Genomic DNA, 26,524 nt, shown 5'->3' on the forward strand with positions numbered 1-26,524 from the left:
GGGGATCAGGTGAGGAACGTCTTGAGTTCGTGCACGAGCTTCTTGATGTGGCCGGAGATCACCGGCGTGCCGAGGTCCTTGAACCGCTCCCGGTACCACGGGTTGACGCTGCCCCGCCCGGAGCTGGTCACCGAGCCGACCGGGATGAACTTCGCCCCGGAGCGGTGGATGGCGGCCATGCTGTCGAACAGCTCCTGCTGGCGCCACTCGTAGAAGTCGGATATCCAGACCACCACGGTGTTGCGGGGCTCCGCGATCTTCGGCTGGGCGAGCCCCATGGCGACGGTGCCGTCGGTCCCGCCGCCCAGCTTGGTGCGCAGCAGCGTCTCGAACGGGTCGTGGGCCCAGGGGGTCAGGTCGAGCGCCTGGGTGTCGTAGGCGATCAGATGGACGTCGACCTTGGGCAGCCCGGCGAAGACGGACGCCAGGATGGTGCAGTTGACCATGGAGTCGACCATGGAGCCGGACTGGTCCACGACGACGATCAGCCGCTGCGGTGTCGTCCTGCGGCTGGTGTGCCGGTAGTACAGGCGGTCGACGTAGAGCCGCTCCTCCTCCGGGCTCCAGTTGGTGAGGTTCTTCCAGATGGTGCGGTCGATGTCGAGGTTGCGGAAGACCCGCTTGGGCGGCACGGACCGGTCGATCTCACCCACGGTGGACTTCTCGACCTGGGTGCGCAGCACCTCGGTGACCTCGTCGACGTACCGCCGGATCAGCGCCTTGGCGTTGGCCAGGGCCACGCCGGAGAGGTTGTCCTTGTCGCGGAGCAGTTGCTCGATCAGGGACATGCTCGGGGTCAGCCGGGAGGCCAGCTTCGGGTCGGCCAGCACCTCGCGCAGGTGCATCCGCTTGACGAGGTCGCCCTCGATGGCGCCGAGTTCCGGACCGATGGCGGGGATCAGCCGGCCCAGGTCGGGCAGGGACGCCCCGGCGCCGGTCCCGGTGCCCGCGCTCCGGCCCCCGCGGCCACCGCGCAGTTCGCCGGGGCGGCAGCCGAGGGCGCGCTCCAGCCAGTCGGCGTCGGACTGCCAGCGGGCCAACTGCCCGGCGGTGACGGTGCCGGAGGCGGAGGCGAAGACGTTCAGCAGCACCTTGGAGACGAGCGCCGCGCGCCGCACCTCGGCGGCGCGGTCGCGTGCCCCGTCCTCCTCCTGGCCGGGGACCATCAGCCCGTCGAACTCGGCGGCCAGCGCGGGGTGGCGCTGCACGACGGAGTCCACGGAGGCGTCCGGGTCGAGCAGGGCGGGCGGCAGCCCGATCTCCTCGACCACGGCGAGGCTCGCGGACTCCAGGGCCGCCTGCTCCTCGTGGTCGAAGAGGCGGGCCAGCAGCCGCCAGTAGAGCACCTGCCGACGGTTGTCGTCGGGGTCGGGCGCGGTGCCGGCCTCCGTGCCGGCCCCGGCTTCGGGCCGCGCGCCGTCGGGGGCCGGGGCGGCGGTGCCGTCGGGCCCGGCACGGCCGTCGGTGCCCGGAGCGGGCCGGGCCTGGGGGCCGGGGATCTCCCGGATGTCCTCGGTCATTTCCGCAGCAGCTTTCCGGCGCGCTCGCGCAGTACGGTGACCGCGTCGGTGGCGGCCTTCTCGGCCCGGATCCCGGCCTTGTCGGACGTGCCGCCCGCCCAGGCCCCGGCGTGCACGGCCACGGCCTTCTTGCGCACCGTCCGCTCCACGGCCAGCGGCTGGAGCCGGAACTCCCCGGCGTCCCACCGCAGCAGGCCCAGGCACGCCGCCGAGGTGGCGACCAGTTCCCGGGTGAGCGGCCCGGCGGCGGGCAGCCGCCCGGCGTCGACGGCCAGCCGGTGCCCGGCGATCTCGAACACCATCCCGTCCTCGCCGTCCGCCACGCCGTACCCCTCCAGCAGGACGGGGGCCGCGAGGGCCGCCGGGTGCCGCTCCAGCGGCGGGGCGGCGAAGGCGACGGCCGCCGGGAGGGCGACCCGGGCGGTGGCGAAGACCTCGGCCGCCCCGCCCGCGCGGGCCCGGCCGTCGTCCCAGAGCAGGTCGCCCCCGGCGGTCAGCGGCATCGCGTCCAGGTCCATGGTCCGGCCCTCTCCCACGGCGGCCAGCAGCGCCATGCGCGGGCGCAGCACCTGCCACAGCCCCGCCCCCACGACCGTGTCCGGCTTCGGCGCCGAGACCGAGGCCCGCACCAGCCGGGGCTCCGAGCCGTCCGCCGGTTCGAACACGGCGTGCACCTGCGCCTGCACCGCGGTGGCGTGCTCCTGGAGGTCCACGCCGAGCGGCAGCAGACGGCCGGAGACCTCGGACACCGCCGGGGCCGCGGCGGCTCCGGGCAGCGTCAGCAGCACGGCCCGGGACCAGAGGTCCGCCCAGCGGCGCACCGGCACCCGCTCCAGGGCCGCCCCCGGGCAGGAGGCGGCCAGTTCGGCGGCGAAGCCGTCGAGCAGGGCGGCCGGGCGGCGCAGCGCGGGATCGGGCAGCATCGCGGCGACCACCGGGGCGGCTCCGCCGACCAGTTCGTGGTCGATGCCCCGCCATCCGGCGCGGGCCAGGTCGCACAGCCAGCCGCGGGCGGCGGCGAGCAGCCCGGCCGCGTGCCCGTCGTCCCCGCCCGGTCCGGCGGGTTCCCCGGCGGTCCGCCGGCCGGTGGCCTCGTCGACACGGGCGGCCAGCGCGTCGTGCGCGGAGCCGAGCAGCGCCACCCGGGCGGCGGCGAGCGCCACCAGATGGTCCTCCCCGGAGGCTCCGGCGACCGCCTTGTCGGCGGCCTCACCGACCCGCGCGGCCAGCGGAGTCCCCTCGACGGCGTCCGCGAGCGCCACGAGCCCGCCCGCCTGCCCCGGCTGGGGGCGCAGCAGGCCCCCGCACAGGGCGTCGTCGAAACCGTCCACGGCGGCCAGGACCTCGTCGAGGCCGTCGACGGGCGCGATCAGCGCGTCGGTGCGCATCAGGCCACCGCCCCCGCCGTCGGGAACCAGTGCATCTCGGGCAGCGGCGCGGTGACCGGTTCCAGTTCCAGGTAGCCGAGGTGGCGCAGGAACCGGCTGAAGACCTGCGCCGCCGTCGAGGAGTCCCCCGGGCCGGGGCGCGCGGCGGCCATCACGGAGGTCACGCTCCCCGCGTCGGGAAGCTCCGCGTCGTCCTCCGCCCGGAGGTACCGGGCGACCCGGTCCACGCCGTACTGGAGCACGGCCTCGACGACCAGCGCGCGGATGTGGTTGCAGAAGCCGCCCCGGGCCCCGCCGCAGGGCCGGTTGTTGTTGGTGCTGCACGCGTAGGCGTACGTCCCCGCCGCCACCGACGACACGTACACCCGGCCGATGTCGGACCCGCTGGACACCACGCCCTGCAACCGCCCGTCGGCCAGCTCCACGAACGGAACCTTGGCAAGCTTGCGCGGCCGCGCGGACGGCACCACCCGTACCGTGCTCGACCTCTCCCAGACGGACAACGCACCATCTCCCATGCATGCGAAAGGGGAACGTCCACGCCTCCCCGGCGGAACAGGGAAAAACCTAGCGGGGCCCACTGACAACGCCCCCGTCCGCGGTGAACACCCGCCCCGGGCCGGGCCACCGGGCCGGTTCCGCCTCCGCCGTCGACGCTCCGCCCGCCCCCGCCGTACGGGCCGGGGCGGTGCCGCGCACCGCGCGCCGGGGGCGCCCGCCGGCGTCCACCGCCCCGCCGGCTCCGGTCGAGGCCCGTGGCGGCGGTGGTCCGCGCCCGGGTGCCCGGCCTCGCGGAGGAGGACGCGCCCGTGCCGCGTCCGGGAGCGGCGCCTTGGACTCCGGCCCGGCCGTGCGCGTGGACGGCCCGGAGTCCAACGGCCCCGGGGACGACTTCTGCGGCAACCCCGGCCGTGGGCGCGGACGTCCCGGCGAGGGAGCCGCCGCCGCACGCGGGTCCCTCCGCCCGGTCCCGGCGCCCACGGGCTCCCCCTCGGCGCGACGGGAGGGCCGGTGCTCTAACGTGTCGGGAATGCCGCTCGTCGAAGTGACCCACGCGCCCACCGTGCCCGAGGCCGTCCTGCGTCAACTGGGCTCCGTACTGCCGCACCTGGTGTCCCTGGCCGTGGAGTGCCCCGAGGAGCCGTACGACGGCGACCTGGGACCCGGGGACGTCGAGATCCGCTTCCGGCCGCTGGGCCCGCTGGACCGCTGCGGGCTGCCGGTGGTGATCGAGGTCAGGTCGAAGTGGACGCCGCACCGGGAGGCGGGCAGACAGGAGCGCGTGGACACGCTCCACGCGGGGATCCGCACCGCCACCGGGCTCGACGACTTCGGTGTCTACCTGTCCCTGCCGGTGGCCGCCTGGTCCCAGGGGGACTGACCGCGCGGCGGCCCGTGCCCGGCGGGCCCGGTGGAGTGCGGGGCGCTCCCGTCACCGTCCGCGCGAGGGCACCCGCGGGGCCGGGCCCGCCCACTCCTCGCGGAGCATGCCGAACAGCACCCGGTCATGACGCTCCCCCCGGACCAGCACCGCCGACCGGCGGCGGCCCTCCTCCCGGAAGCCCAGCCCGGTGAAGGCGCGCACCGCGCGCTCGTTGCCGCTCCAGGTGTCCAGCTCCAGCCGGGCCAGGCCGTACGCGCCGAACAGGTGGTCCACCAGCAGCCGCAGTGTGTCCCGTCCGTGGCCCGCGCCCCAGAACTCCCGCTCCCCGACGGTGACCCCCAGCGTCGCCACCCCGGCCCAGGGGTCGAGGTCCCGGTAGTCGGCCATGCCGATCACCGCGCCGCTCGCCAGGTCCTCGACCGTGAACACGGCCGACTCCCTCGGGACCAGCCGCAGCATGCCCTCGAAGGCGAGGGCGACCGCCTCCGCCGTGACCGGGCCGAACAACGGGTCCCCGGCCGCCGCCCAGTGCACCACCTCCGGGTCGTTGCGCCACCGGAGGTGGTGTCCGGCGTCCTCGGGGCGCAGCGCGCGCAGTCTGACCAGCCGTCCTTCGAACATTGGGGAACCTTAGACGATCGGGGGAGGCTGCCCGGGACCCGGCCCGGCGCCGCCCGGCCGGACGGCGGGGCGGGGGCGGTCGCGCCCGGCCCGGGGAACCGCGCCCGCCGTACCCCGGCGTGGCTACTCCTTCGCCGACTCCACCGCGTGGCCGCCGAACTGGTTGCGCAGCGCGGCGATCATCTTCATCTGCGGCGAGTCGTCCTGCCGGGACGCGAACCGCGCGAACAGCGACGCGGTGATCGCCGGCAGCGGCACCGCGTGGTCGATGGCGGCCTCCACCGTCCAGCGCCCCTCGCCGGAGTCCTCGGCGTNNCCGCGCAGNCNCNCCAGGTGCNNGTCCNCGTCGAGGGCGTTCACGGCGAGGTCGAGCAGCCAGGAGCGGATGACCGTGCCCTCCTGCCAGGAGCGGAAGACCTCGCGGACGTTGTCCACGGAGTCGGCCCTCTCCAGCAGCTCCCAGCCCTCGGCGCAGGCCTGCATCATGGCGTACTCGATGCCGTTGTGGACCATCTTGGCGAAGTGCCCGGCCCCCACCCCGCCCGCGTGGACGAAGCCGTAGGGACCGTCCGGCTTGAGCGCGTCGAAGACCGGCCGCAGCCGGGCCACGTGCTCCGCCGCGCCGCCGACCATCAGCGCGTAGCCGTTCTCCAGCCCCCACACACCGCCCGAGACCCCGGCGTCCACGAAGCCGATGCCGCGCCCGCCCAGCTCCCGGGCGTGCCGCTCGTCTTCGGTCCAGCGGGAGTTGCCGCCGTCGACGACTACGTCGCCCGGCTTGAGCAGGGTCGCCAGCAGGTCGACGACGCCCTGCGTGGCGTGGCCGGCCGGGACCATCACCCACACCGCGCGGGGCGCCGCCAGCCGGTCGACCAGATCGGCCAGGTCGGTGGCGTCGGACCGCCCGGGGTCGGTGTCGTATCCGATGACGGTGTGCCCGGCGCCGCGCAGCCGGGTGCGCATGTTGCCGCCCATCCTGCCGAGGCCAACGAGACCGATCTGCATGTCAGCGCACTTCCTTCGGTGCGCGGGCGAAGGGCCCGCGCGGGGTCGGGTCGGGGACGGGGCGGGCGCGGTGCCCGCCCGGCGCGGCCCGCTCGGGCCGCCGGTCCGGCTCCGTGACGGCACGGGCGCCGGCGGGGTCAGACACGGGCCGGGCCCTCCTCGGGGGCCTCGCCGCGCAGGGCGATGGCGTACATCTCGTCGGCGTCGAGGCGCCGCAGCTCCTCGGCGATCAGTTCGGAGGTCGGGCGGACCTTCAGCGCCAGGGAGCGCGGGGGCTGGTCCGGCAGGGTCAGCGTGGCCAGCGGGCCGTCGGGGCGGTCGATGACGATCTCGCCACCGGAGGTGCCCAGCCGCACCGCGGTGACGACCGGGCCGTCGCTCACCACCCGGTCGACGCGCACCCCGAGCCGCACCTCCAGCCAGCGGGCCAGCAGCTCGGCCGCCGGATTGTCCGCCTCGGCCTCCACCGTCGCCGCCGAGACGGGCGCCCGTGCCTGGTCCAGGGCGGCGGCCAGCATGGAGCGCCACAGGGTCAGCCGGGTCCAGGCCAGGTCGGTGTCGCCGGGGGCGTAGGTGCGGACCCGGTTCCGCAGGGCCTCCATCGGCCGCTCGACCGCGTACAGATCGGTGATCCGGCGCTGCGCCAGCGCCCCCAGCGGATCCCGCGACGGGTTCTCCGGCGCCTCCACCGGCCACCACACCACCACCGGCGCGTCCGGCAGCAGCAGCGGCAGCACCACCGAGTCGGCGTGCTCGGACACCTCGCCGTACATGCGCAGCACCACCGTCTCGCCGGTCCCCGCCTCCGAGCCCACCCGGACCTCGGCGTCCAGGTGCGAGCGGGTGCGGTCGCGCAGGTTGCGCGGATGCCGCTTGATGACGACGAGGGTGCGCGAGGGGTGCTCGCGCGAGGCGTCCTCGGCGGCCTTGACCGCGTCGTAGGCGTTCTCCTCGTCGGTGACGATCACCAGGGTCAGCACCATGCCGACGGCGGGGGTGCCGATGGCCCGGCGGCCCCGCACCAGTGCCTTGTTGATGCTGCTCGCCGTGGTGTCGGTCAGATCGATCCTCATGGCCTGCGCCAGCTCCGTCCGTCTCGTGCGAGCATCTCGTCGGCCTCCCCGGGTCCCCAGCTTCCCGAGGCGTACCGCGCGGGCCGGCCGTGCCCGGCCCAGTACTCCTCCACGGGGTCCAGGATGCGCCAGGACTCCTCCACCTCCTGATGGCGGGGGAAGAGGTTGGCGTCGCCGAGCAGTACGTCGAGGATGAGGCGCTCGTACGCCTCCGGGCTGGACTCCGTGAAGGACTCCCCGTAGGCGAAGTCCATGGACACGTCCCGGATCTCCATCGAGGTGCCGGGCACCTTGGAGCCGAACCGCACCGTCATGCCCTCGTCGGGCTGGACGCGGATNACGANNGCGTTCNNGCCCAGCTCCTCNGTNGCNGTNGTGTCGAAGGGGGAGTGCGGGGCCCGCTGGAAGACCACCGCGATCTCCGTCACCCGGCGGCCCAGCCGCTTGCCGGTGCGCAGGTAGAAGGGGACGCCGGCCCAGCGGCGGTTGTCGATCGCCAGCCCGACCGCGGCGTACGTGTCGGTGGTGGAGCCGGGGTCGATGCCCTCCTCCTCCGTGTACCCCGGCACCGGCGCGCCGCCCTGCCAGCCCGCCGTGTACTGCCCGCGCACGGTGTGCGCGCCGAGGTCGTCCGGCAGCCGCACCGCTCGCAGCACCTTCAGCTTCTCGGTGAGCAGCGACGCCGCGTCGAAGGAGGCGGGCTCCTCCATGGCGGTCAGCGCCAGCAGTTGCAGCAGATGGTTCTGGAGCACGTCGCGGGCGGCGCCGATCCCGTCGTAGTACCCGGCCCGGCCGCCGATCCCGATGTCCTCCGCCATGGTGATCTGCACGTGGTCGACGTAGGACCGGTTCCAGACCGGCTCGTACATCTGGTTGGCGAAGCGGAGCGCCAGGATGTTCTGGACGGTCTCCTTGCCGAGGTAGTGGTCGATGCGGAACACCTGGTCCGGTTCGAACACCTCGTGCACCAGTGCGTTGAGGTCGCGGGCGCTCGCCAGGTCGCGCCCGAACGGCTTCTCGATCACCGCCCGGCGCCAGGAGCCCTCCGGGGCGTCCGCCAGCCCGTGCTTCTTGAGCTGCCGCACCACCTTCGGGAAGAACCTCGGCGGCACGGAGAGGTAGAAGGCGTAGTTCCCGCTGGTCCCCCGGGAGGCGTCCAGTTCCTCGACGGCCTCCCGCAACTGGCCGAAGGCGGCGTCGTCGTCGAAGTCGCCCGGGACGAAGCGCATGCCCTCGCTGAGCTGCTGCCACACCTCCTCGCGGAAGGGGGTGCGGGCGTACTCCTTGACGGCGTCGTGCACCACCTGCGCGAAGTCCTGGTCCGCCCAGTCCCGGCGGGCGAAGCCGACCAGGGAGAAGCCCGGCGGCAGCAGACCGCGCTCGGCCAGGTCGTACACGGCGGGCATCAGCTTCTTGCGGGACAGGTCCCCGGTGACGCCGAAGATCACCAGTCCGGACGGGCCCGCGATCCGGGGCAGCCGCCGGTCCCGGGGATCCCGGAGGGGATTGCTCCAGTCGAGCGGTGGCACGGGGGCGGCGGCCCGTCCGGCGCCTCCTGCGCCCCGGGCCCCGCGCCGCGCACCGGACCCCGCCGCGGCCCGGGGGGAGCCGCCGCCGTCCCGGTCGCCGGAGGTGCCGGGCGCTGCCCGGCGCCCGGCCCCGCAGGGCCTCCCGGACGGCGCCCGGTCCGCCCCCGCCCGGTCCGGCGCCGCCTTCCCCGCCTCCTGCGCCGGTCCGGTCCCCCGGACCGCCGCGGCGGGAAGCTCCTCGCTCATTGCCCGTCAACTCCCTTGCCGTCGAGCGACTTCGTCACCGTATCCAGCATCTCCCTCCGGACCGCGGCAGCCTCGCCGGAACCCGTGCGTACCGGCCACCGCGCCGCGCCGCCCCGCAGGGAGGCGACCACCGGTGGCCGCGCCCCGCCCGGGGCGCCACCGTGCCCGGTGGGGCACCCGGGACGGCCCGGCACCGCGGTCGGGGGCGCCGGGGGCGAGCGGATCCACCCTGTCCAGGGTGTCCCGGGACGCCGGGTCCTTCACCCCGGGAGAGCGGGTCCGCGGGGGGTGGTGCCGTCCGGGAACGTGTGTTCGCCCGGGTGGACGGGGACACCGGGGGCGTTCCCTGCGTCCCCGGGCCCTTCCTGTCGGCCGTCGCCCGCCCGTGCCCCCGGCCCCCCACCCGCTCCGGCTTCCCCGTGGGCCCGGTCCCAACCGGCGCACCGGCCCACGACCCCTCGGGAGCGCCGGTCCACCCGGGGTCACCGGGTCACCGGTCCCACCGGCGCACCGCCGCCCCCGTCGTCCGGCCCCGTCGTCCGGCACCGTCCCCACGCGACGCGACGCGCCCCGCCGCGTCCCCCCGGCGTGCCATGATCGGCGTGCGGTGACCGGTGGGGTGCGCGGCGGAAGGACGTGGACGTGCGGCTGGTGATTCTGGGCGGTGGCGGATTCCGGGTGCCCCTGGTGTACGGGGCCCTGCTCGGCGACCGGGGCGAGGGACGGGTGACCCGGGTGGTCCTGTACGACGGGGACCCGGCGCGGCTCTCCGCGATCACCCGTGTCCTGGCCGAGCAGGCCGCCGGATTCCCGGACGCCCCCGGGGTGACGGCCACCACCGACCTGGACGAGGCGCTGCGCGGAGCCGACTTCGTGTTCTCCGCGATCCGCGTCGGCGGACTGGAGGGCCGGGCCGAGGACGAGCGGGTGGCGTTCGCCGAGGGCGTCCTCGGCCAGGAGACCGTGGGCGCGGGCGGCATCGCCTACGGCCTGCGGACCGTCCCCGTCGCCGACGCCTTCGCCCGCCGCGTGGCCCTGCTGGCGCCCGACGCCTGGGTCATCAACTTCACCAACCCCGCCGGGCTGGTCACCGAGGCCATGTCCCGCCACCTCGGCGACCGGGTCATCGGCATCTGCGACTCCCCGGTCGGCCTCGGCCGCCGCATCGCCCGGGTGCTCGGCGCCGACCCGGAGCGCGCGTGGATCGACTACGTCGGCCTCAACCACCTCGGCTGGGTGCGGGGGCTGCGCGTGGACGGACGCGACGAACTCCCGCGCCTGCTCGCCGATCCCGACCTGCTGGGCTCCTTCGAGGAGGGCCGCCTCTTCGGCGCCGAGTGGCTCCGCTCGCTCGGCGCGATCCCCAACGAGTACCTGCACTACTACTACTTCAACCGCGAGGCCGTCCGCGCCCACCGGGAGACCGACCCCACCAGGGGCGCCTTCCTGCGCGACCAGCAGGCCCGCTTCTACGACGGGGTGCGGAGCCCCGGCACCCCCGCCCTCGCCGCCTGGGACAGCACCCGCGCCGAGCGCGAGGCCACCTACATGGCGGAGAACCGGGAGACGGCGGGCGCGGGGGAGCGCGAGCCCGAGGACCTGTCCGGCGGCTACGAGAAGGTCGCGCTGGCCCTGATGCGGGCCATCGCGCGCGACGAACGCGCGACGCTGATCCTCAACGTCCGCAACGGCGCCACCCTGTCGGCCCTCGACGCCGAAGCCGTCATCGAGGTCCCGTGCGCGGTCGGCGCGAGCGGCGCGCACCCGGTCTCCGTCGACCCGCTGCCGGGCCACGCCACCGGCCTGGTCTGCGCCGTCAAGGCGGTGGAACGGGAGATCCTGACCGCAGCCCGCACCGGCTCCCGCGCCGCCGCCGTCAAGGCGTTCGCCCTGCACCCGCTCGTCGACTCGGTGACCGTCGCCCGGCGTCTGCTCGACGGGTACCTGGCCGTCCATCCCGGCCTGGCCTACCTCGCCTAGGGTCCTTCGTTCGGATCGGGCCGGACCCCGCGAGCCCGGCATGATCCGAACGAGAGGCCGTGGGGACTCCTCTCCGGGGCTCCGCCGCCCCGGGGCCCCTGGCGTGCTCTCCGTGAGGGGCCCCGAAGGGGTTCAGGGAGGGGCCGGGGCGGTCGCGGGAGCCCGAATCCGGCCGTCGGGGGACAAAGCAGCGGGCCGTCTTGTGACTCCCGGCCCGGATGTGATCTCTTTGCGTCGACGGCGGGTTGGAAGGGGTGGGGACGATGTCCGGCAAGGGTGGCTCGGGGAAGCTGTGGGCCATCAGCGACCTGCACATCGGCTACCAGGAGAACCGCGCCCTCGTGGAGAGGATGCGTCCCGAGGGCGACGACGACTGGCTCCTGGTGGCCGGTGACGTGGCGGAGACCGTCGAGGACGTCCGCTGGGCGCTCGGTCTCCTCGCGAGCCGGTTCCGCAGGGTCGTCTGGGCCCCCGGCAACCACGAGTTGTGGACCCATCCCAAGGACCCGGTCACCCTGCGCGGCGCCGAACGCTACGCCCATCTGGTCGAGGTGTGCCGCGAACTCGGCGTGACCACGCCCGAGGACCCCTACCCCGTGTGGGAGGGCGGGGGCGGCCCCGTGGCCGTCGCCCCGCTGTTCCTGCTCTACGACTACTCCTTCCTCCCCTCCGGCTCCACCACCAAGGAGGAGGGCCTCGCCCACGCGCACGGAACCGGTGTGGTGTGCGCCGACGAGTACCTGCTGCACCCCGACCCGCACCCGAGCCGCGAGGCCTGGTGCCGCGAGCGGGTCGCGCTGACCGCCGAGCGGCTCGACGCGCTCCCCGCCGACCTGCCGACGGTGCTCGTCAACCACTATCCGCTGGACCGGCACCCCACCGAGGTGCTGTGGCACCCGGAGTTCGCCATGTGGTGCGGCACCGCGCTCACCGCCGACTGGCACCGCAGGTACCGGGTGCGGACCATGGTCTACGGCCATCTGCACATCCCCCGCACCACCTGGCACGAGGGGGTGCGCTTCGAGGAGGTCTCGGTCGGCTACCCCAGGGAGTGGCGCAAGCGCGACACGCCGCCCGGTCGGCTGCGCCTCATCCTGCCCGCCGAGGAGAAGGCGTCGTGATCGAGACCCTGTTGCCGGGGGGCGTCGTCACCGTGGAGGCCCACGGCCACGACGAGACCGGTCACGGCCCGCTCTACCCGGGCGAGGCCGAGCTGGTGGAGCGGGCGGTCGCCAAGCGCCGCCGCGAGTTCACCGTCGTACGGTCCTGTGCCCGCCGCGCGATGGAGCGGCTCGGCGTGCCCCCGCAGGCGGTGCTGCGCGGCGAACGCGGGGTCCCGCTCTGGCCGGACGGGCTGATCGGCAGCATGACCCACTGCGACGGCTTCTGCGCCGCCGCCCTCGCCCACGCCACCGAACTGGCCTCCCTCGGCATAGACGCCGAACCCCACGGCCCCCTTCCGGAGGGCGTGCTCGCCGCCGTGGCCCTGCCGCCCGAGGCGGAACGGCTGCGCGGGCTGAGTGCGCGGCGGCCCGAAGTCCACTGGGACCGGCTGCTGTTCAGCGCCAAGGAGTCCGTGTACAAGGCGTGGTTCCCGCTCACCGGGAAGTGGCTGGACTTCAGCGAGGCCGACATCGAGATCGTGCCGGACGCCGGGGGCTCCGCGGCGACCGGGGCGCTGCGCGCCGAGCTGCTGGTGCCGGGTCCGACCGTCTCCGGGCGGCGGCTCACGCACTTCGAGGGCCGCTGGACCGCCCGCGACGGGCTGGTCGCCACCGCGATCACCGTCCCGCACGGCTGACGCCCGACGCCCGACGCCCGACGCCGAGCCCCCGTTGCCGCGCACGTGACCGCGGGGTCCGGCGCCGGCGCCGCCCGCACGACCGAGGGTTCCCGGCGTCCGACGCCGCGCGGGTGACCGCGGCGGCCGATGCCGGCCGTCGGCGCCCGACGGCGCGTCCGGGCGCCGTGCCGGCCATGGGAGCGGCCGGTGACCGGGCGGTCCGGGGCGCGGCCGGGCGACCACCTGTCCCGGCCACGTCCGGACCATGGCCGTCCGCCTCCGCCCCCGGCCGTGGTCGATGGGCGGGCGCACCTCCGCCCGCGCTGCGCATGGCCCGGCCGCACGTCTCCTCCCGGCCGCCGCGCCTCGGCCCCGCCCCGCGCCCGCGCCGTCGGCTCCGGAAGACGCGTACCGGAGCCTCCCGCCGTCCGTGTCCCGTGTCCCCGCCCGCCGGACTCCGCCCGTGCCGTGCCGGGCCGCGCGCGCTCCCGTGCCCGGCGTGCCGGGGCACCCCGGGCGCCTGGGCGGCCGAGGGCGACAGCGGCTTGCCTCCCCGGGCGCGGCAGGGCCGCGCGGGGCCCGGGGTCAGGGCCGCCGGTACCAGTCGCGCAGCAGCCGGAAGAACACCTCCTCGTTGCCCGCCAGCCCGGCCTCCGCCAGGGCCCGTTCCGCCTCCGCGAGCACGGCGGGCGGGACCATCGGCGGCAGGGGCGCCAGGGACCCCGGCGGGGTCGGGTCGAGACCCGCCCGCACGGTCTGCAGCAGCCTCAGATACGCCCGCACGGCGCTGCGTTCATGATCGGTCGGTACGGCGGCGGTGGTCATCCTCGGCTCCCCACAACGGCGTCGGCGGTCGCGCGCCCCGCTGCGGGGCGGCCCGCGCACCAGCTTGCCGCGCGCCACCGACAATCCGTCCGAGCCGCGCCCGCACGGGGCCGCCGGGTCAGCCCGGGTAGCCCAGTGACGCCTCGATGCGGGCGGCCAGGTGGTCCCGCCGCACCGCGCCCGGCGGGGTCGAACCCGCCATCCAGGTGCGGCACTTGCTGGCCAGCAGCAGGCCGAAGCTCTCGGCCTCCCGTTCGTCGGCCAGGTCGAATCGGGAGCGCGCGGCGACCGCCCGCACGGTGGCCCGCAGGGTCTCCTCGTCCACCGGGCCCCCGCCTCCGGCGAGCAGCCGGTGGGTCACCGGGGTGGCGCCGACGATCCCGCCGTGGTGCCCCGCCGTCATGTGCCACAGCTCATGCCCCAGGATGACCAACTGGTGGTCGGGGGCGGTCCGTTCCTCGACCACCACGAGATCCTGGTCGGCCATGTCCAGCCAGAGCCCGCTGGCGGTGCCGGGCGGGAAGGCGGCCATCCGGAAGCGGACCGGCCGGCCCCGGCGACGGCTCATCGTCGCGCACAGCGAGCCGTACAGGTCGACCGGGGACTCGGGAGCGGACAGGGTCAGCTCCGTCACCAACTCGCCGCACAGGCGGCGCATCTGCCTGCGGATGCACACGTCGTCCCCCCCCACCCTCACCGCTCGGCTCACGACTCGGGTCGTTTGACACTTTCCAGGAGCATGTCCAGCCATTCGGCGACCTTGTCGCGGTGCTGGTCGGTGGGGAGCTGGGCGGCCCGCCAGGCGATGCCGCGCACGCCGTGGTCCTGGAGCAGCCGCTCCAGCGGATCGTCCTCGGCGGCGGCCGCCGCCCGTTCGCGGTCGGCGAGCTGCTGGAGCAGTTCCTGCTCGGTGTGCTGGAGCGCGCTCATCAGCGCCTCGGGCTCCTCCGCGGTGAGGAAGCCGGCGTGCACCCGGAAGAAGCGCTGGATCGCGTCGCAGTGCTCCATGGTGGGCCGCCGGTCGCCGTTGATGAGGGCGCCCGCCTGCTGCCGGGACATCCCGGCGCCGTCCGCGATCTCCTGCTGGGTGTACCGGCGCCCGTTCGGTTTCAGCCGGGTGCGCCGCAGCAGGTCCAGACGCTGCAGGAACCGCGCCTGCACATCCGGCTCGCCCGCCGGACGGCCGCTGAGCAGCGCCCGCACGACCGGCTCGGGGACGCCGGACGCGGCGGACAGGCCGCCGATGTCGAAGACCTCGGCGTGCGACACGCCGAGCCGGTCCGCGAGCGCGGTGACACGGGAGACCACGGCGGGCAGTGTGGCCGCCGGCATGGCACCCGGACCCTCGAAGCCACCCGTCACCGACAGATCTCCTACGTCTCTCACTGGCCTCACAGGCTTTTCACAAGCAGTCGCCGTGAACTTCCCGGAGAGTAGCTTGTCGCTCGAACCCACATCCAGGTCTCGCCACAACTGTGGCCTATTTCAGCCGTCAACAGGCACGAAATGCCACGATAGTTGACACGCCTTGCGTCGGGGCAGCAGGATCGGGACGCCGCGAGAAGGCCGCATAGGCAAGAGGGGTGACCTCCCGATGGCATTTCAGGCAAGAGGGCGGCGGCCGGCGCCGCGGCCCGCTCCCACGACTCCCGAGGCCCAGGCCTACCTCCAGGACTACGCGACGTTCCTGGAGGCCTGCTCCTTCCCTTCCTTCGTCGTCGACCACCGCTGGGACGTGGTGCTCGCCAACAGTGCATTCCGGACACTCTTCCGGGGCGTGGGGCCGCATCCGAGCGCCATGCCCTGCGACAACTTCCTGCGTTTCGTCCTCTTCCACCCGGACGCGTCGGCGGTCCTGGGGGAGCACGAGGCGCGCTGGTGCCTGCCGATGCTGGCCCACTTCGCCGCCTCCGTGGAGCGCTACGGACAGGACCACGACCTCCAGGCCATCCGCGGCGACATCGCCCAGGACCCGCTGATGGAGGCCGCCTTCCGGCAGGGCCTGCCGCACTGGATCCGCGCCGTCGGCCCGGCGGCGGTCGAGCACGACGGGGCGATGCGCCCCCTGCTCCATCCCGATCCGCGCTGGGGCGCCACCGAGTGCCGGGTGGTCATCGAGACGCCCCGGTCCCTGGAGGAACAGGGGTACACGCGGCTGACGCTCGTCCTGCGCGAGACCCGCCGCACCCCGCACCGCCCCGCCCGCCCCCGGCGCTCCGCCTCCCACCTCAGGGTCGTGTCGGCCGGGGACTGAGCGGACGCGGGGACACCGGACCGGCGGATCGGGGGGTCCGCCGGTGCCCCCTGAGGACGGGATCCGCCCGGACCGGGTCCGCCGGACCGGGCGACGGGCAGCCCCGCCGTCGACGGTGGCACCCTCCGCCGGGCCGCCGTCCGCCGTGCCCGGACGCTGCCCGCCGTGCCCGGGCGCGAGCCGCCGTCCGCCGTGCCCGGGCCCCGGCCGCCGGCGCGCCCCGGAGGCGGCGCCCGCGACTCCCCGCGGCGCCCACCACACCACGGTGTCCGCCACTCCCCGTGGCGGTGCCCGCCGCGTCCACGCCACGCACCGGGTCAAGGCGTCCGCCACGTCCGTGGCACCCGTCGCACCCGTCGCACCGGGCGGTCCGGGGTGCGGTTGCCCGGCGTGCCCCGCTCCCGGCGTCGGCCGGCATACCTCGGGGCGGGGTCATCGGCGTGTTCCGGCGGCGCGGCCCGTGGCGCCCGCCGGGCCCGCGGAATCCGCCGCGGTGCCCCTGGCCCTCCGCGGTGCCCGCGGCCGTCCGGCACGCCTCCGGAGCACGGTCACCGGCTCGCCCGGGCGGCCCCACCGCACGGTGCTCGCCCCGGCCCAGGTGTCCAACGCGCCCGTGGCACTCGCCGCGACGGGTGAGCACCGGTGCCGTCGAGCCCGGCGCCCGGTCGGCCGCGGTGCCGCCCGCCGGGCCGCCGCCCTCCGGGCCCCGGTGACACCGTCATCGGCGCGCCCCGGGTGACGTCGCCCGCCTCCGCGTGCCGCACCGCCTTCGGGGCGTCATTGCCGCGCCCACGGCGCGCTACGCGCTGAGCCGTTCCGATCCGCCCCGTGGCGGACGCGCCGGCTCCGCGTCCCGTACGGCCGTGACGGCCTCCGGCGGGCCGCCCGCCCCGGTACCGTCGGCCTCCTCGGCGGCCATCGCCATAGTGCCGGACCCGACCGGACGCGGCCCCGCCGCCCGCGCCGCGGGGAGGGTTGTCGTTGCATGGACCGCCATCGGTCCGGGGACCGTCCGGGCGGCCGCCGGGACGGGCGCCGGAAGTGTCACCGGCGGGGGCGCCGGTGACACGCCGCCGGACGACCGCTCCGGTACCGCGCGGCTGAGCTGGACCACGCCCAGGCCGGCCAGCGCCGCCCCCGTCAGCGCGAGCAGCACCCCAGCCGGGCCGCCGCGCAGCCGTTCGCCCAGCAGTGCCACGCCGATGACCGCCGCGGCGACGGGATTGGCCAGGGTCACCACCGCGAGCGGGGCGCCCAGCCCGCCCCGGTACGCGGTCTGGGCCAGCAGCAGACCTCCGGCGGCGAAGGCCGCCACCAGGACGGCCACCCCGATCACCTGGAGGCTGAGCAGCGGCCCCGAGCGGTCCGTGACGGCCACGGTGACGGTCTGGGTGAGCGCCGACGCCACCCCCGAGGCGACCCCGGACGCCGTCGCGTGGCGCAGCCCGGGCCGCGCGCCGGGCCGGGAGAGCAAGCCGATCAGCGCGGCCGTCGCGCCCGACACCGCCAGCGCCTCCGGCACGCTCAGCACGTCGTCGGGGGCCGGGCCGGACGCCGTGAGGAGCAGCACGCCGAGCCCCAGCAGGGTCAGGCCGGTGCCCCGCCACTCGACGGGGTTCACCCGCCGCCCCGCCAGCCGCGCCCCGAGCGGCACCGCCGCGACCAGGGTGAGCGCGCCGAGCGGCTGCACCACGGTGAGGGGGCCGTACTTGAGGGCCACGACGTGCAGCAGCGCGGCGGACGCGTTGAGCGCCACCGACCACCACCAGCCGCCGCGGCCGAACATGCGCAGCAGCCCTCCGTCCGCACCGCGCGCCGCCAGCCGCTCCTGGGCGACCGCCGCGCCCGCGTAGGCGAGCGCCGAGACGAGCGAGAGCAGGACGGCGACGAGGGCGGCGCTCACCGGCCCGCCCGCACCGGCTCCGGCGCCCCGGTGCGGGAGGCGAAGGTCACACGGGGGCGGTCATCGCGGGGCGCCGTCGGGGCCGCGGCCGCGCAGGGCGGGCGGGGGGTGCGGACCGCGCGGTCCCGGAGCGGCTCGCGCGAGCCGTCGGGGCCCCGTCCGGACATCGAGGCGCCGGGGCTCCGGCGGAGCCGGAACGGGCCTGCGGGGAGCGGGAGTCGGCGGTGCGGCGGAGGCCGGTCGGGGGCGTCCGGCGCCGCTTCCCCGGGCTCGGTGCGGGCGGTCATCCGCCCCCCTCTCATCGATACGGCATCGTTCCGAAACGAGAGTGTACCGATACGTTGGTGTACCGATACGACCCTGTACCGATACGACGATGTACCGATACGCTCCTGTATCGATACGGCTCGGTACCGGTACAGTGGCGATGGACGGCTTCACGCCACCATGGCGTGAACCGGCCCTTCCCGGGGGCCGGGGGCGCGGTGCCGTCGCCGCGCACCGGGCCATCGCGGGACCGCACACCGGACAGGGAGAGAACGATGACGTCGCAGGCCGCGGACCGACCGGACACGGTCGGCACCTCGCGCCGCTCCAAGCTGACGCCCGAGCGTGAGCAGGAGTTCTTCGACGCCGTCCTCGAACAGATCCGCCGCTGCGGATACGACGCCGTGACCATGGAGGGCGTGGCCGCCAGCACCCGGTGCAGCAAGTCCACGCTCTACCGCCAGTGGCGGTCCAAGCCGCAGTTCGTCGCGGCGGCCCTGCGCTCGCACCGCCGGGTGCGGTTCGCGGGCATTGACACCGGGTCGCTCGCGGAGGACCTGCGCGGGGTGGCCCGGATGGCGGGGGAGTGGTCCGGCGGGGACACCCTGCTCCAGGCGCTCGGCCACGCCGCGACCCAGGACCGGGAACTCCAGTGCGCCCTGCGCGAGGGGCTGATGGAGCCGGAGATCGCCGCGCTTCGGGAGATCCTGCGGCGCGGGGTGGAGCGGGGCGAGGTCCCCGCCGGGCACCCGGCGCTGGAGTTCGTGCCGACCCAGCTCTTCGGCGTGCTGCGGATGCGCGACGTCGTCGAGGGGCGGCGCGCCGACGCGGACTACCTCGTCCGCTTCATGGAGGCCGTGGTGCTGCCCGCGCTGGGCCTCCCCTGAGAACCCAGGCCGCCGTCCACGGGATGACTGGACGGCGGCCTGCCTGCGCCGCACCGTGGGGACGGGGGCGGCGCACACCCCGGGCCGGGCGGGCGCCCTTTGAGCGGAGGGACGCCCGCCCGGCCCCACCCCTCACCCTGGCGGGACGGGACGCGGACCGGCCCGGACGCCCTGCGGCGCGCGTGCCCCCGCGTCCGCGGCGTCCCGGAGTCCGCCCGTCCCGGAGTCCGCTCAGACGTCCTGGCCGCTGCCGCCGCCGCGCGCCGAGGAGACCTTGATTCCGTTGGTGATCTCGTCGAGCACCTGCTGCGTCTCCGACACGTCCACACCGAGACGGACGACGACGATCCGCCCGGGGTCGGCGGGCGCGGGGAAGGCGAGCGACTCGACGTATCCGTCGGACCCCTTGGCGGTGACCGCCTTCCAGCGGACCGTGTAGCCCTTCTGCCCGGCGACCGTCACGGCCTTCGAGGCGAGCACGTCGTGCGAGGTGACGCCGCCGTACGACTCGCCGCCGTAGGACTCCTCGGCGTTCTTCCCGATGTCGGCCTTGGCGACCTCCTCCGCGCTGCGGCCCTCGGCCCCGAGCGCCGGGATCGAGTGCGCGCCCCCCTTCGTGCACTCCTTGGAGGTGGCGCCGGGGCACGGGTAGACGTCGTCCGACGCGATCAGGGCGCCGCTGCCGTGCTCCCGCCCCGACCACCCCTCGGGGATCGGCAGGCTGATCCCGTTGACCCGGTCCGGCACCGAACCGCTCCTGATCAGGGGCGCCTCCGACTCCCCGGGCGCCTCCGGCTCCGCGGTCCCCTCGTCACGCGGCTGTCCGCCGCGGTCGTCGCGCCCGCCCGGCCGCCGGTCCTCCTGGTGGCGGGCGCGGTCGCTCCCGCCCCCGCCGTCGTCGACCAGCACGTACGTACCGACGCCTATCGCCCCCAGCACGGCCGCGACGGCGGCGACGGCTATGCCGGTCCGCAGCCGCCGTCCGCCCGGCGGCTTGGGCGGGATCCCCGGATAGCCGGGGTGCGCGGGGTACGGCGCGGGCGCCCCGTAGGGCCCGGACGGCGCCCCGTACGGACCCGCGGGCGCCGCGTACGGCGCGGGTGCCGCGGCATACGGCTCGGGAGGCACCTCGTACGGCTCCGGGGCGGCCGGGTGCGCGGCGGTCCGGTCCGGCCGCGGCTCGGGGGGCTCGGGCGGGAGGGGCGACGGTCCCCCCTCGGCGGCGCGGTCCGCCGGACGGACCCGGTCCGTCCACGCCGTCCCGTCCCACCAGCGCTCGCCGACGGGACCGTCACCTGAATGTCCGGGGTCCGGGTACCACCCGGGAGGGGTCACCTGCGTCATGGCCCCACCGTATGAGGCGACCGTGAGATCCGGATGAGAGCCCCACCCGGAACCGGGGCCCCGGCCCCGGCCGTCCCGCCCGGGGCAGCCTCTCCGCCCCCGGCGGTCCGGTCGTCCCGGCCGAGGGCGCGACCCCGGCCGTTGCGCCCGGAGCGGTCCCGCACCCCGGTCGTCCGCCGGAAGACCCCCTCCCGGACGCCGGTACCGGGCCCTCCCTGGCGGCCAGTGCCGCGGCTTCCGTGACGGCCCCGTGCCGCGCCCTCCCGAGGTGCCCGCCCGCGCGAACGGGCTGCGGTCCCAGGCCCGTTCACCTCCGCACTGCCCGCCTCGTACGCCCCACTGGGCGGCACCACCCGCGCCCCCGGCAAGCCCGTGTCCCGTCCCCGGGAACCCGCCCCGCGTCCCCTTCCGGCCGGATCGCCTGGCTGACACGCCGCCACCCTCCCGTCCCCGCAAGCCGGTCGGGGCCCGGAGCCGGCGGCGGGCGGCCTCCCGACCACGGCCGGGAGCCGCTTTACCGCATGTCATCCCTCACGGCAACTACCGGCCCGAGCATCCACCACTCGGCCGCTCGGACGGCTACGCTCGGGTCTGTACGTCGTTCGGGCGACTCGGGGAGGTAACGGGATGACGGAGGGACGGCCCATGGCCGCCGCCTCGCCTTCCCTGTGGGAGCGCGACGCGGAGATCGCCGCCGTCAGAGAAGCCGTCGACGAACTGCGCGGGGGCCGTGCCTCCTCCGGGACCCTGCTGGAATACCGGGGTGAGGCCGGGCTCGGGAAGACCGCGCTGCTGGCGGAGACCCGGCGCATCGCGGAGGCCGCCGGATGCACCGTCTGGTCGGCCCGCGGCGGCGAGACCCTCAGCTCCGTGCCCTTCAACGTCGTACGGCAACTGCTGCAGCCCGCCCTGGTGTCGATGTACCCGGAGGAGGTCCGTGAGTACCTCGGCGACTGGTACGACATAGCGGGACCCGCACTCGGCATCACGGAACCGGGCGAGGGCCGCGCCGATCCGCAGGGCGTGGTCGACGGCCTGGTCGCCGCCGTGCGCCGGTTCGCCGGGCGGGAGTGGCCGCTCGTCCTGCTGATCGACGACGTGCACTGGGCCGACCAGGAGACCCTGCACTGGCTGGCCTCGCTCGCCCGGCAACTGGACGAGACCGCCGTCCTGGTCGTCCTCGCCCGCCGTCCCGGTGAACCCGCCGACGAGGAGAGCGCCCGGCACCTCGACACCGCCACCGCCGCCGGCCGGTCCCTGGCCCCGCTCAGCGCCCTCACCCCCGAGGCGACCGCCGGACTCACCCGCGCCACCCTCGGCGAGTACGCCGACGCCGCGTTCTGCCGCGAGGTCTGGGCCGTCACCGACGGCAACCCCTACAACACCGTCGAACTCCTCGCCAAGGTCGAGGACAGCGAACTGGACCCGGTCGAGGCCCACGCGGGCGACCTGCGCACGCTCAACAGCTCCGCCCGGGGCGGCGGACTCGTCGCCCGCCTCGAACAACTCGGCATCGACGCGACCCGGTTCGCCTGGGCCGCCGCGATCCTCGGCACCGGCATCACCATCGACATGGTGGCAAGTCTGTCCACGCTCGACCGGACCGCCGCCACCCGCTGCGCCAACCTGCTCTGCGGCGCCCGCATCCTCACCGAACGCGAGGGGCCCTCCGGCCGTCCGCCCGGCGACGAGCTGGAGTTCGTCCACCCGATCATCGCCACGGCCGTCTACAACTCCATCCCCGGCGGGCTGCGCACCGCCATGCACGGCATCGCCGCCCAACTGGTCACCGACTCCGGCCTCGGCGCCGCGGCGGCCTCCCGCCATCTGCTCCAGGTGCACCCCGACGACGACCAGGAGGTCGTCGCCCAACTCCGCGACGCCGCCCGCGAACACCTCGCCGTCGGCGCCCCCGACGCGGCCCGCCGCTGCCTCGAACGGGCCCTGCGGGAACCGCCGGATCCCGGCTGCCACGCCCGCGTCCTCTACGAACTCGGCTGCGCCACCCTGCTCACGGCGCCCGCCGTCACCGTCGGGCACCTGCGCGCCGCCCTCGCCGTGGGCGGCCTCGACCGCGAGGAGCGCGCCGACGCGGTCTTCCGGCTCTCCCAAGCTCTGCTCCACAACGACCAGTTGGAGGAGGCGGTGCGCACCGTGGCCGACGAGGCGGCCCGGACCGAGGACCCGGCGGTCCGACTGCGGCTCCAGGCCGCCCAGTACATGTGGGAGGGCGTCCACGCCGGCCAGACCTCCTCACCCGACCGCTCCGCCCGCCTCGCGGACCTCGCCGCCACCTGCACCGGCCGCGACAACGCCGAACGCGCCCTGCTGATCCTGCGCGGTTTCGACGCGATGATCCACGGCGAGAGCGCGGAGGAGGTCGCCGAGGTCTGCGACCGCGCCCTGGTCAACGGGCGGCTCGCGCCCGGACTCGGCTGGACCGACAGCGAGTGGGGCCTCGAACTGCCCATGATGCTGGCCAGCGCCTATGCCTACACCGACCGGCTCGACCGCGCCGAGACGCTGTTCAACGAGGCCCTGCGCGCCTACGAGTCGGCGGGCTGGAGCGGCGGCCACCTGGCCCTCGCCCACGCCTACGTCGGTCTCGGCCACCGCAGGCGCGGCCGTCTCAAGGAGGCCGAGCGCTCCCTGCGGGAATCCCTGCGCATCGCCGAACGGGTCGGCAGGCGGCTCCCGTTGTACTGGTCCGCCACCTGCAATCTGATCGACACCCTGCTCGCCCGGGGCCATGTCGAGGAGGCCCGGGAGGTGGCCGACCAGTACGGCTTCGCCCCGCCCTACCCCTCCACCATCGTGCTGCCCGACCCGCACGCCGTCCGGGGCCGCCTGCTGCTCGCCACCGGCCGCACCGAGGAGGGCGTCGCAGAACTGGAGGCCGCCGAGCGGGCGTCGACCGCACCCGGCCGGCAGAACCCGGTCCTCGTTCCCTGGGCCGTCGACCTCGCGCGGGCCCTCGCGGCGACCGACCCGGCACGCGCCGCCCGGCTCGCCTCCGACGCCCGGCTCCGGGCCGAGCGCCTCGGCACCGACACCGCCATAGGAGAGGCCCTGCGCTGCGCCGCCGCCCTGGAGAGCGGACAGCACGCGATCCGGCTCGCCGCCCAGGCCGTCACCTACCTGGAGGCGTCGCCCTGCCAGTACGAGTACGCCGCCGCCCGGGTCGAGTACGGGCTGCTCACCGGTTCCGCCGCCGACCTGCGGCAGGGCCTGGACCTCGCCCTGTCCTGCGGCGCCGACGGACTGGCGGCCCGCGCCCGCCGGGCGCTGGACGCGCTCCGCGTCGCCGGATGACGGGCCGTCCGGGGAGCAGCCCGGCGCGCCGTCCGGCACACCACCCGGAGTGCGGCCCGGGGAGCAGCGCGGAGCGTCGCCCGGCTCACCCCCCGGGGAGCAGCTCGGCTCACCCCCCGGCGCCGTCCTCCTCGGCCAGCACCCGCTGCGCCGCCGCGAACGCCGAGTTGGCCGCGGGCACCCCGCAGTACACGGCCGTCTGGAGCAGGACGGCACCGATCTCGTCCGGCGTCAGCCCGTTGCGCCGCGCCGCCCGCACATGCATGGCCAGCTCCTCGTAGTGGCCGTGCGCCACCAGCGCGGTCAGCGTGATCATGCTGCGCTCGCGCCGCGAGAGCGTCGGATCGGTCCAGACCTCCCCCCAGGCGTAACGGGAGATGAAGTCCTGGAAGCCTGCCGTGAAGGGCGTCTGCCGCTGCTGCGCCCGGTCCACGTGCGCGTCGCCCAGCACCTCCCGCCGCACCGCCATGCCCCGCCTCGCGTTCCCGTCCAGGTGCCCGCGCAGGGCGGCGAGCACCGCCTCCGGGCGTTCGGCGGGCGCCAGGTGCGAGGCGCCCGGGATCTCCGCCAGCGCGGCGCCGGGCACCGCGTCGGCGATCTCCCGCAGCCGTGCCGGGGGTGTGGCCGGGTCCTCCCGTCCGGCGACGAGCAGCGTCGGCGCGGTGATCTCCCCGAGCCGGTCCCGCAGGTCGAAGGCGGCCAGCGCGTCGCAGCAGGCGGCGTACGCCCCGGGGTCGGCCTCCCGGTGGTCCCGGAGCAGCCCCGGCACCGTGAACCCGGGGGTGAACCAGCGCTGCGGGGCGCTCTCCAGCAGCCATCCCAGGCCCTCGGCCCGCACCCGCGCCGCCCGCTCCCGCCACGGCCCCCCGTCGCCGAACCGCGCCGCGGAGCAGAGCACGGCCAGCGACGCCACCCGGTCGGGGTGGTGCACGGCCAGGTGCAGTCCCACCGCGCCGCCCAGGGAGACACCGGCGTAGGCGAAGCGGTCCAGCCCGAGCGCGTCGGCCAGCTCCAGCACCAGCCCGGCCAGGTCGCCGACGGTGGCGCCGGGCCCGATCGGATCCGGCGCCGAACCGCCGTGTCCCGGCAGGTTCCAGCGGATCACCCGGTGCCGGACGGACAGTTCGGGAGCCACCGTGTCCCAGAGCGCGTACGAGGTGCCCAGGGAGGGGCCCAGCAGCAGCGGGGGAGCGGAGGAGGGGCCTTCGGAAAGATGGTCGAGCAGGGTCAACGTCGCTCCAGGGCACGGTCGGTGAGCTCGCCGGCACAGCCGGTGCGGCGGGCGGGATCGGTCAGGGCGTCGAGGTCGAGTCCGCTGTCGCGCAACTCGGGCACGTCGGCGAGGAGCCGGGCCAGGGTCCGGTCCTCCTCGTGGGCGCGGCGGGCCAGTTCGCTGAGCAGCTCCTTGGCGCGGGCGCGGCCGAGCAGCGGCTCCAGCACGGCGGCCAGGTGCTCGGAGACGATCAGCCCGCGGGTGAGGTCCAGATGGGCGCGCATCGCCCCAGGGCGCGCCCGCAGTCCCTCGGCCAGTTCGGCGGCTTCGTGCGCGGCACCGCCGGCCAGCCGCAGCAGGTCCCGCAGCGGCTCCCATTCGGCGTGCCAGGCGCCGGGCGGCCGTTCGTCCTCGGCGGCCAGCGACCCGTACAGGGTGGCCGCGAGCTGGGGCGCCCGCCGGGCCGCCGCCGCGATCAGCGTCGAGCGCACGGGGTTGGCCTTGTGCGGCATGGCGGAGGAGCCGCCGCCGCTGCCCTCGGCCACTTCCGCGATCTCGGTGCGGGACAGGGTCAGCACGTCCACCGCCATCTTCCCCAGCGCCCCGGCGGTCAGGGCCAGGCAGCCGGCCAGGTCGGCGACCGGGGTGCGCAGGGTGTGCCACGGCAGCGCCGGTTCCCGCAGGCCCACCTCGCGGGCGTAGGCGGCCACCAGCGCGAGCGGGTCCGGGGCGCCGTACGAGGCGAGGGCGGCCAGGGTGCCCGCCGCCCCGCCGAGCTGCGCGGGCAGCGAGTCCCGCACGGCGGTGACCCGGTCCCGGGCGTCGAGCACCAGGGAGCGCCAGCCCGCCGCCTTGAGCCCGAAGGACGTCGGCACGGCGTGCTGGGTGAGCGTCCGGCCCGGCAGCACGCTGTCCCGGTGCTCGGCGGCGAGCCGGGCCAGCGCCCGCTGGACGCGGTCGAGGTCGCCGAGCAGGAGGTCCAGGGTGCGGGCGGCGACCAGCATCGTCGCGGTGTCGAGGATGTCCTGGCTGGTCGCCCCCCGGTGCACGCAGGGGCCGTACGGGTCGCCGACGGCCCGGGTCAGTTCCGCGACCAGCGGGATCACCGGGTTGCCGCCGGAGCGGGCCCGGAGCGCCAGGGCGCGGAGGTCGAACCGGGCGGGGTCGGCGGCCTCCGTCACCGCCGGGCCCGCCGCCGCGGGCACCAGGCCCAGGGCGGCCTGGGCCCGGGTGAGGGCGGCCTCGGCGTCGAGCAGCGCCCGCAGGTAGGCGCGGTCACCGGTCGCCGCCGCGGCCGGCGAGCCCGCCCACCCGGGGGCGAGCAGGCCGGCGTCGTCGGTGCCGGGGCCGTCGGGTGATGTCACCGGAACTCCAGGAAAACCGTTTCGCCCTCGCCCTGAAGGCGGATGTCGAAACGGTACGTGGCGTCGGCCTCCCGCACGGCGATCAGCGTGTCGCGCCGCTCCGGGGCCAGCTTGGAGAGCAGCGGGTCGGCGGCGAGCGCCGCCTCGTCGCCCGGCAGGTAGATCCGGGTGAACAGATGGGTGAGCAGCCCGCGAGCGAACACGCACACGCTGAGGTACCCGGCGTTCCCGCCGCGTCCGCCGGGGCGCAGGGTCCGCGCGTACCAGTGGCCGTCGGCGTCGGTCTGGGCGCGCCCGAAGCCGGTGAACTCCAGCCCGTTGCGGCCGGTGAAGCCGCCGGAGGCGGGGTCGCGCCGCATCGAGCCGTCGACCGAGGGGAGGTTCCCGTCGGGGTCCGGTCCCCAGACCTCCACCAGGGCGTCCGGCAGCGGGTCGCCCGCGCCGTCGAGCACCCGGCCGTGGACGGTGACCGTGGCGGGGTGGCCGAGCGGGGCGATCTCCTCGCCGCCGGGGAAGGGCAGCGCGTAGCCGTAGAAGGGGCCGATGGTGTGGGAGGGGGTGGGCAGCGGGTGGCCGGGGTCGGCCGTCCCCGTAGCGGTCCCGGCCGTGGTGTCCTGTGTCATGAC

23 protein-coding genes are annotated in these 26,524 nt (G+C 76.0%); 7 read left to right on the forward strand and 16 right to left on the reverse strand.

The window, feature by feature from the left end; genetic code table 11:
- Positions 1-5 precede the first annotated feature (5 nt).
- From GTY84_RS19390 to GTY84_RS19400, 3 genes are read right to left on the reverse strand one after another with little or no spacing between them, the layout of a single operon-like run.
- Positions 6-1,520: a VWA domain-containing protein gene (locus GTY84_RS19390; protein WP_202551424.1), complete on the reverse strand. Its 1,515-nt coding sequence runs from the start codon at positions 1,518-1,520 to the stop codon at positions 6-8.
- Complete coding sequence (locus tag GTY84_RS19395) at positions 1,517-2,908, reverse strand: hypothetical protein (protein WP_161227562.1); 1,392 nt, start codon at positions 2,906-2,908, stop codon at positions 1,517-1,519. The genes GTY84_RS19390 and GTY84_RS19395 overlap by 4 nt, the downstream gene beginning before the upstream one ends.
- Entirely contained in the window at positions 2,908-3,426 is a 519-nt protein-coding gene (locus GTY84_RS19400; RefSeq protein WP_161227563.1) for a hypothetical protein, read from the reverse strand. The genes GTY84_RS19395 and GTY84_RS19400 overlap by 1 nt, the downstream gene beginning before the upstream one ends.
- A gap of 512 nt (positions 3,427-3,938) precedes the next feature.
- Here GTY84_RS19400 and GTY84_RS19405 point away from each other — a divergent pair.
- Entirely contained in the window at positions 3,939-4,289 is a 351-nt protein-coding gene (locus tag GTY84_RS19405; protein ID WP_161227564.1) for a hypothetical protein, read from the forward strand.
- Between the two features lie 51 nt (positions 4,290-4,340).
- On the opposite strand, the gene GTY84_RS19410 is transcribed toward GTY84_RS19405, so the two are convergent.
- The 5 genes from GTY84_RS19410 to zwf form a co-directional block, all read right to left on the reverse strand.
- Positions 4,341-4,913 carry a GNAT family protein gene (locus GTY84_RS19410; RefSeq protein WP_161227565.1) on the reverse strand — a complete coding sequence of 191 codons (573 nt, stop codon included), beginning with the start codon at positions 4,911-4,913 and terminating at the stop codon, positions 4,341-4,343.
- Positions 4,914-5,036: 123 nt separating this feature from the next.
- Entirely contained in the window at positions 5,037-5,918 is an 882-nt protein-coding gene (gnd, locus tag GTY84_RS19415; RefSeq protein ID WP_161227566.1) for a phosphogluconate dehydrogenase (NAD(+)-dependent, decarboxylating), read from the reverse strand.
- Position 5,919: 1 nt separating this feature from the next.
- Positions 5,920-6,063 carry a hypothetical protein gene (locus GTY84_RS19420; RefSeq protein ID WP_161227567.1) on the reverse strand — a complete coding sequence of 48 codons (144 nt, stop codon included), beginning with the start codon at positions 6,061-6,063 and terminating at the stop codon, positions 5,920-5,922.
- Positions 6,056-6,991 carry a glucose-6-phosphate dehydrogenase assembly protein OpcA gene (opcA, locus tag GTY84_RS19425; protein ID WP_161227568.1) on the reverse strand — a complete coding sequence of 312 codons (936 nt, stop codon included), beginning with the start codon at positions 6,989-6,991 and terminating at the stop codon, positions 6,056-6,058. The genes GTY84_RS19420 and opcA overlap by 8 nt, the downstream gene beginning before the upstream one ends.
- Positions 6,988-8,766, reverse strand: a complete 1,779-nt coding sequence (zwf, locus tag GTY84_RS19430; protein WP_161227569.1) for a glucose-6-phosphate dehydrogenase — start codon at positions 8,764-8,766, stop codon at positions 6,988-6,990. The genes opcA and zwf overlap by 4 nt, the downstream gene beginning before the upstream one ends.
- A gap of 642 nt (positions 8,767-9,408) precedes the next feature.
- Here zwf and GTY84_RS19435 point away from each other — a divergent pair.
- From GTY84_RS19435 to GTY84_RS19445, 3 genes are all read left to right on the forward strand, one after another.
- Positions 9,409-10,746 (forward strand): 6-phospho-beta-glucosidase, encoded by a 1,338-nt coding sequence (locus tag GTY84_RS19435; RefSeq protein ID WP_161227570.1) that lies wholly within the window; start codon positions 9,409-9,411, stop codon positions 10,744-10,746.
- Between the two features lie 263 nt (positions 10,747-11,009).
- A complete protein-coding gene (locus tag GTY84_RS19440) occupies positions 11,010-11,867 on the forward strand; it encodes a metallophosphoesterase (protein ID WP_161227571.1) in 858 nt (285 codons plus the stop codon).
- On the forward strand, positions 11,864-12,547 hold the full coding sequence (locus GTY84_RS19445) for a 4'-phosphopantetheinyl transferase superfamily protein (RefSeq protein WP_161227572.1): 684 nt from the start codon (positions 11,864-11,866) through the stop codon (positions 12,545-12,547). Before GTY84_RS19440 ends, GTY84_RS19445 begins: the two co-directional genes overlap by 4 nt.
- Before the next feature lie 567 nt (positions 12,548-13,114).
- On the opposite strand, the gene GTY84_RS19450 is transcribed toward GTY84_RS19445, so the two are convergent.
- The 3 genes from GTY84_RS19450 to GTY84_RS19460 all read right to left on the reverse strand — a co-directional run bounded on the left by GTY84_RS19450 (position 13,115) and on the right by GTY84_RS19460 (position 14,716).
- On the reverse strand, positions 13,115-13,354 hold the full coding sequence (locus GTY84_RS19450) for a hypothetical protein (RefSeq protein WP_161227573.1): 240 nt from the start codon (positions 13,352-13,354) through the stop codon (positions 13,115-13,117).
- 118 nt (positions 13,355-13,472) lie between these two features.
- Positions 13,473-14,012 carry a toxin-antitoxin system, toxin component gene (locus tag GTY84_RS19455; protein WP_161227607.1) on the reverse strand — a complete coding sequence of 180 codons (540 nt, stop codon included), beginning with the start codon at positions 14,010-14,012 and terminating at the stop codon, positions 13,473-13,475.
- Positions 14,013-14,059: 47 nt separating this feature from the next.
- Positions 14,060-14,716 carry a helix-turn-helix transcriptional regulator gene (locus tag GTY84_RS19460; protein ID WP_161227574.1) on the reverse strand — a complete coding sequence of 219 codons (657 nt, stop codon included), beginning with the start codon at positions 14,714-14,716 and terminating at the stop codon, positions 14,060-14,062.
- A 232-nt stretch (positions 14,717-14,948) separates the two neighbouring features.
- On the opposite strand from GTY84_RS19460, the gene GTY84_RS19465 reads away from it, so the two are divergent.
- Complete coding sequence (locus GTY84_RS19465) at positions 14,949-15,608, forward strand: hypothetical protein (RefSeq protein WP_161227575.1); 660 nt, start codon at positions 14,949-14,951, stop codon at positions 15,606-15,608.
- A 799-nt stretch (positions 15,609-16,407) separates the two neighbouring features.
- Here the strand turns inward: GTY84_RS19465 and GTY84_RS19470 are convergent.
- Entirely contained in the window at positions 16,408-17,511 is a 1,104-nt protein-coding gene (locus GTY84_RS19470) for a hypothetical protein (RefSeq protein ID WP_345943487.1), read from the reverse strand.
- Between the two features lie 542 nt (positions 17,512-18,053).
- Between GTY84_RS19470 and GTY84_RS19475 the strand changes: the two genes are divergently transcribed.
- Positions 18,054-18,665 carry a TetR/AcrR family transcriptional regulator gene (locus GTY84_RS19475; protein ID WP_161227576.1) on the forward strand — a complete coding sequence of 204 codons (612 nt, stop codon included), beginning with the start codon at positions 18,054-18,056 and terminating at the stop codon, positions 18,663-18,665.
- Between the two features lie 231 nt (positions 18,666-18,896).
- On the opposite strand, the gene GTY84_RS19480 is transcribed toward GTY84_RS19475, so the two are convergent.
- Positions 18,897-20,009 (reverse strand): DUF2510 domain-containing protein, encoded by a 1,113-nt coding sequence (locus tag GTY84_RS19480; RefSeq protein ID WP_161227577.1) that lies wholly within the window; start codon positions 20,007-20,009, stop codon positions 18,897-18,899.
- 627 nt (positions 20,010-20,636) lie between these two features.
- On the opposite strand from GTY84_RS19480, the gene GTY84_RS19485 reads away from it, so the two are divergent.
- Entirely contained in the window at positions 20,637-23,321 is a 2,685-nt protein-coding gene (locus tag GTY84_RS19485) for an AAA family ATPase (RefSeq protein WP_161227578.1), read from the forward strand.
- A 109-nt stretch (positions 23,322-23,430) separates the two neighbouring features.
- On the opposite strand, the gene pcaD is transcribed toward GTY84_RS19485, so the two are convergent.
- Genes pcaD through pcaG form a run of 3 tightly spaced genes read right to left on the reverse strand, consistent with a single transcriptional unit; the run spans position 23,431 to position 26,521 of the window.
- Complete coding sequence (pcaD, locus tag GTY84_RS19490; protein WP_161227579.1) at positions 23,431-24,552, reverse strand: 3-oxoadipate enol-lactonase; 1,122 nt, start codon at positions 24,550-24,552, stop codon at positions 23,431-23,433.
- The gene (gene pcaB, locus GTY84_RS19495) at positions 24,549-25,898 is read right to left on the reverse strand and encodes a 3-carboxy-cis,cis-muconate cycloisomerase (RefSeq protein ID WP_161227580.1); all 1,350 of its coding nucleotides are present in this window, start codon (positions 25,896-25,898) and stop codon (positions 24,549-24,551) included. Before pcaB ends, pcaD begins: the two co-directional genes overlap by 4 nt.
- Positions 25,895-26,521 carry a protocatechuate 3,4-dioxygenase subunit alpha gene (gene pcaG, locus GTY84_RS19500; RefSeq protein ID WP_161227581.1) on the reverse strand — a complete coding sequence of 209 codons (627 nt, stop codon included), beginning with the start codon at positions 26,519-26,521 and terminating at the stop codon, positions 25,895-25,897. Before pcaG ends, pcaB begins: the two co-directional genes overlap by 4 nt.
- Between the last annotated feature and the right edge of the window lie 3 nt (positions 26,522-26,524).

This window comes from Streptomyces sp. SID8352 (genome assembly GCF_009862265.1).
GTDB lineage: Bacteria > Actinomycetota > Actinomycetes > Streptomycetales > Streptomycetaceae > Streptomyces.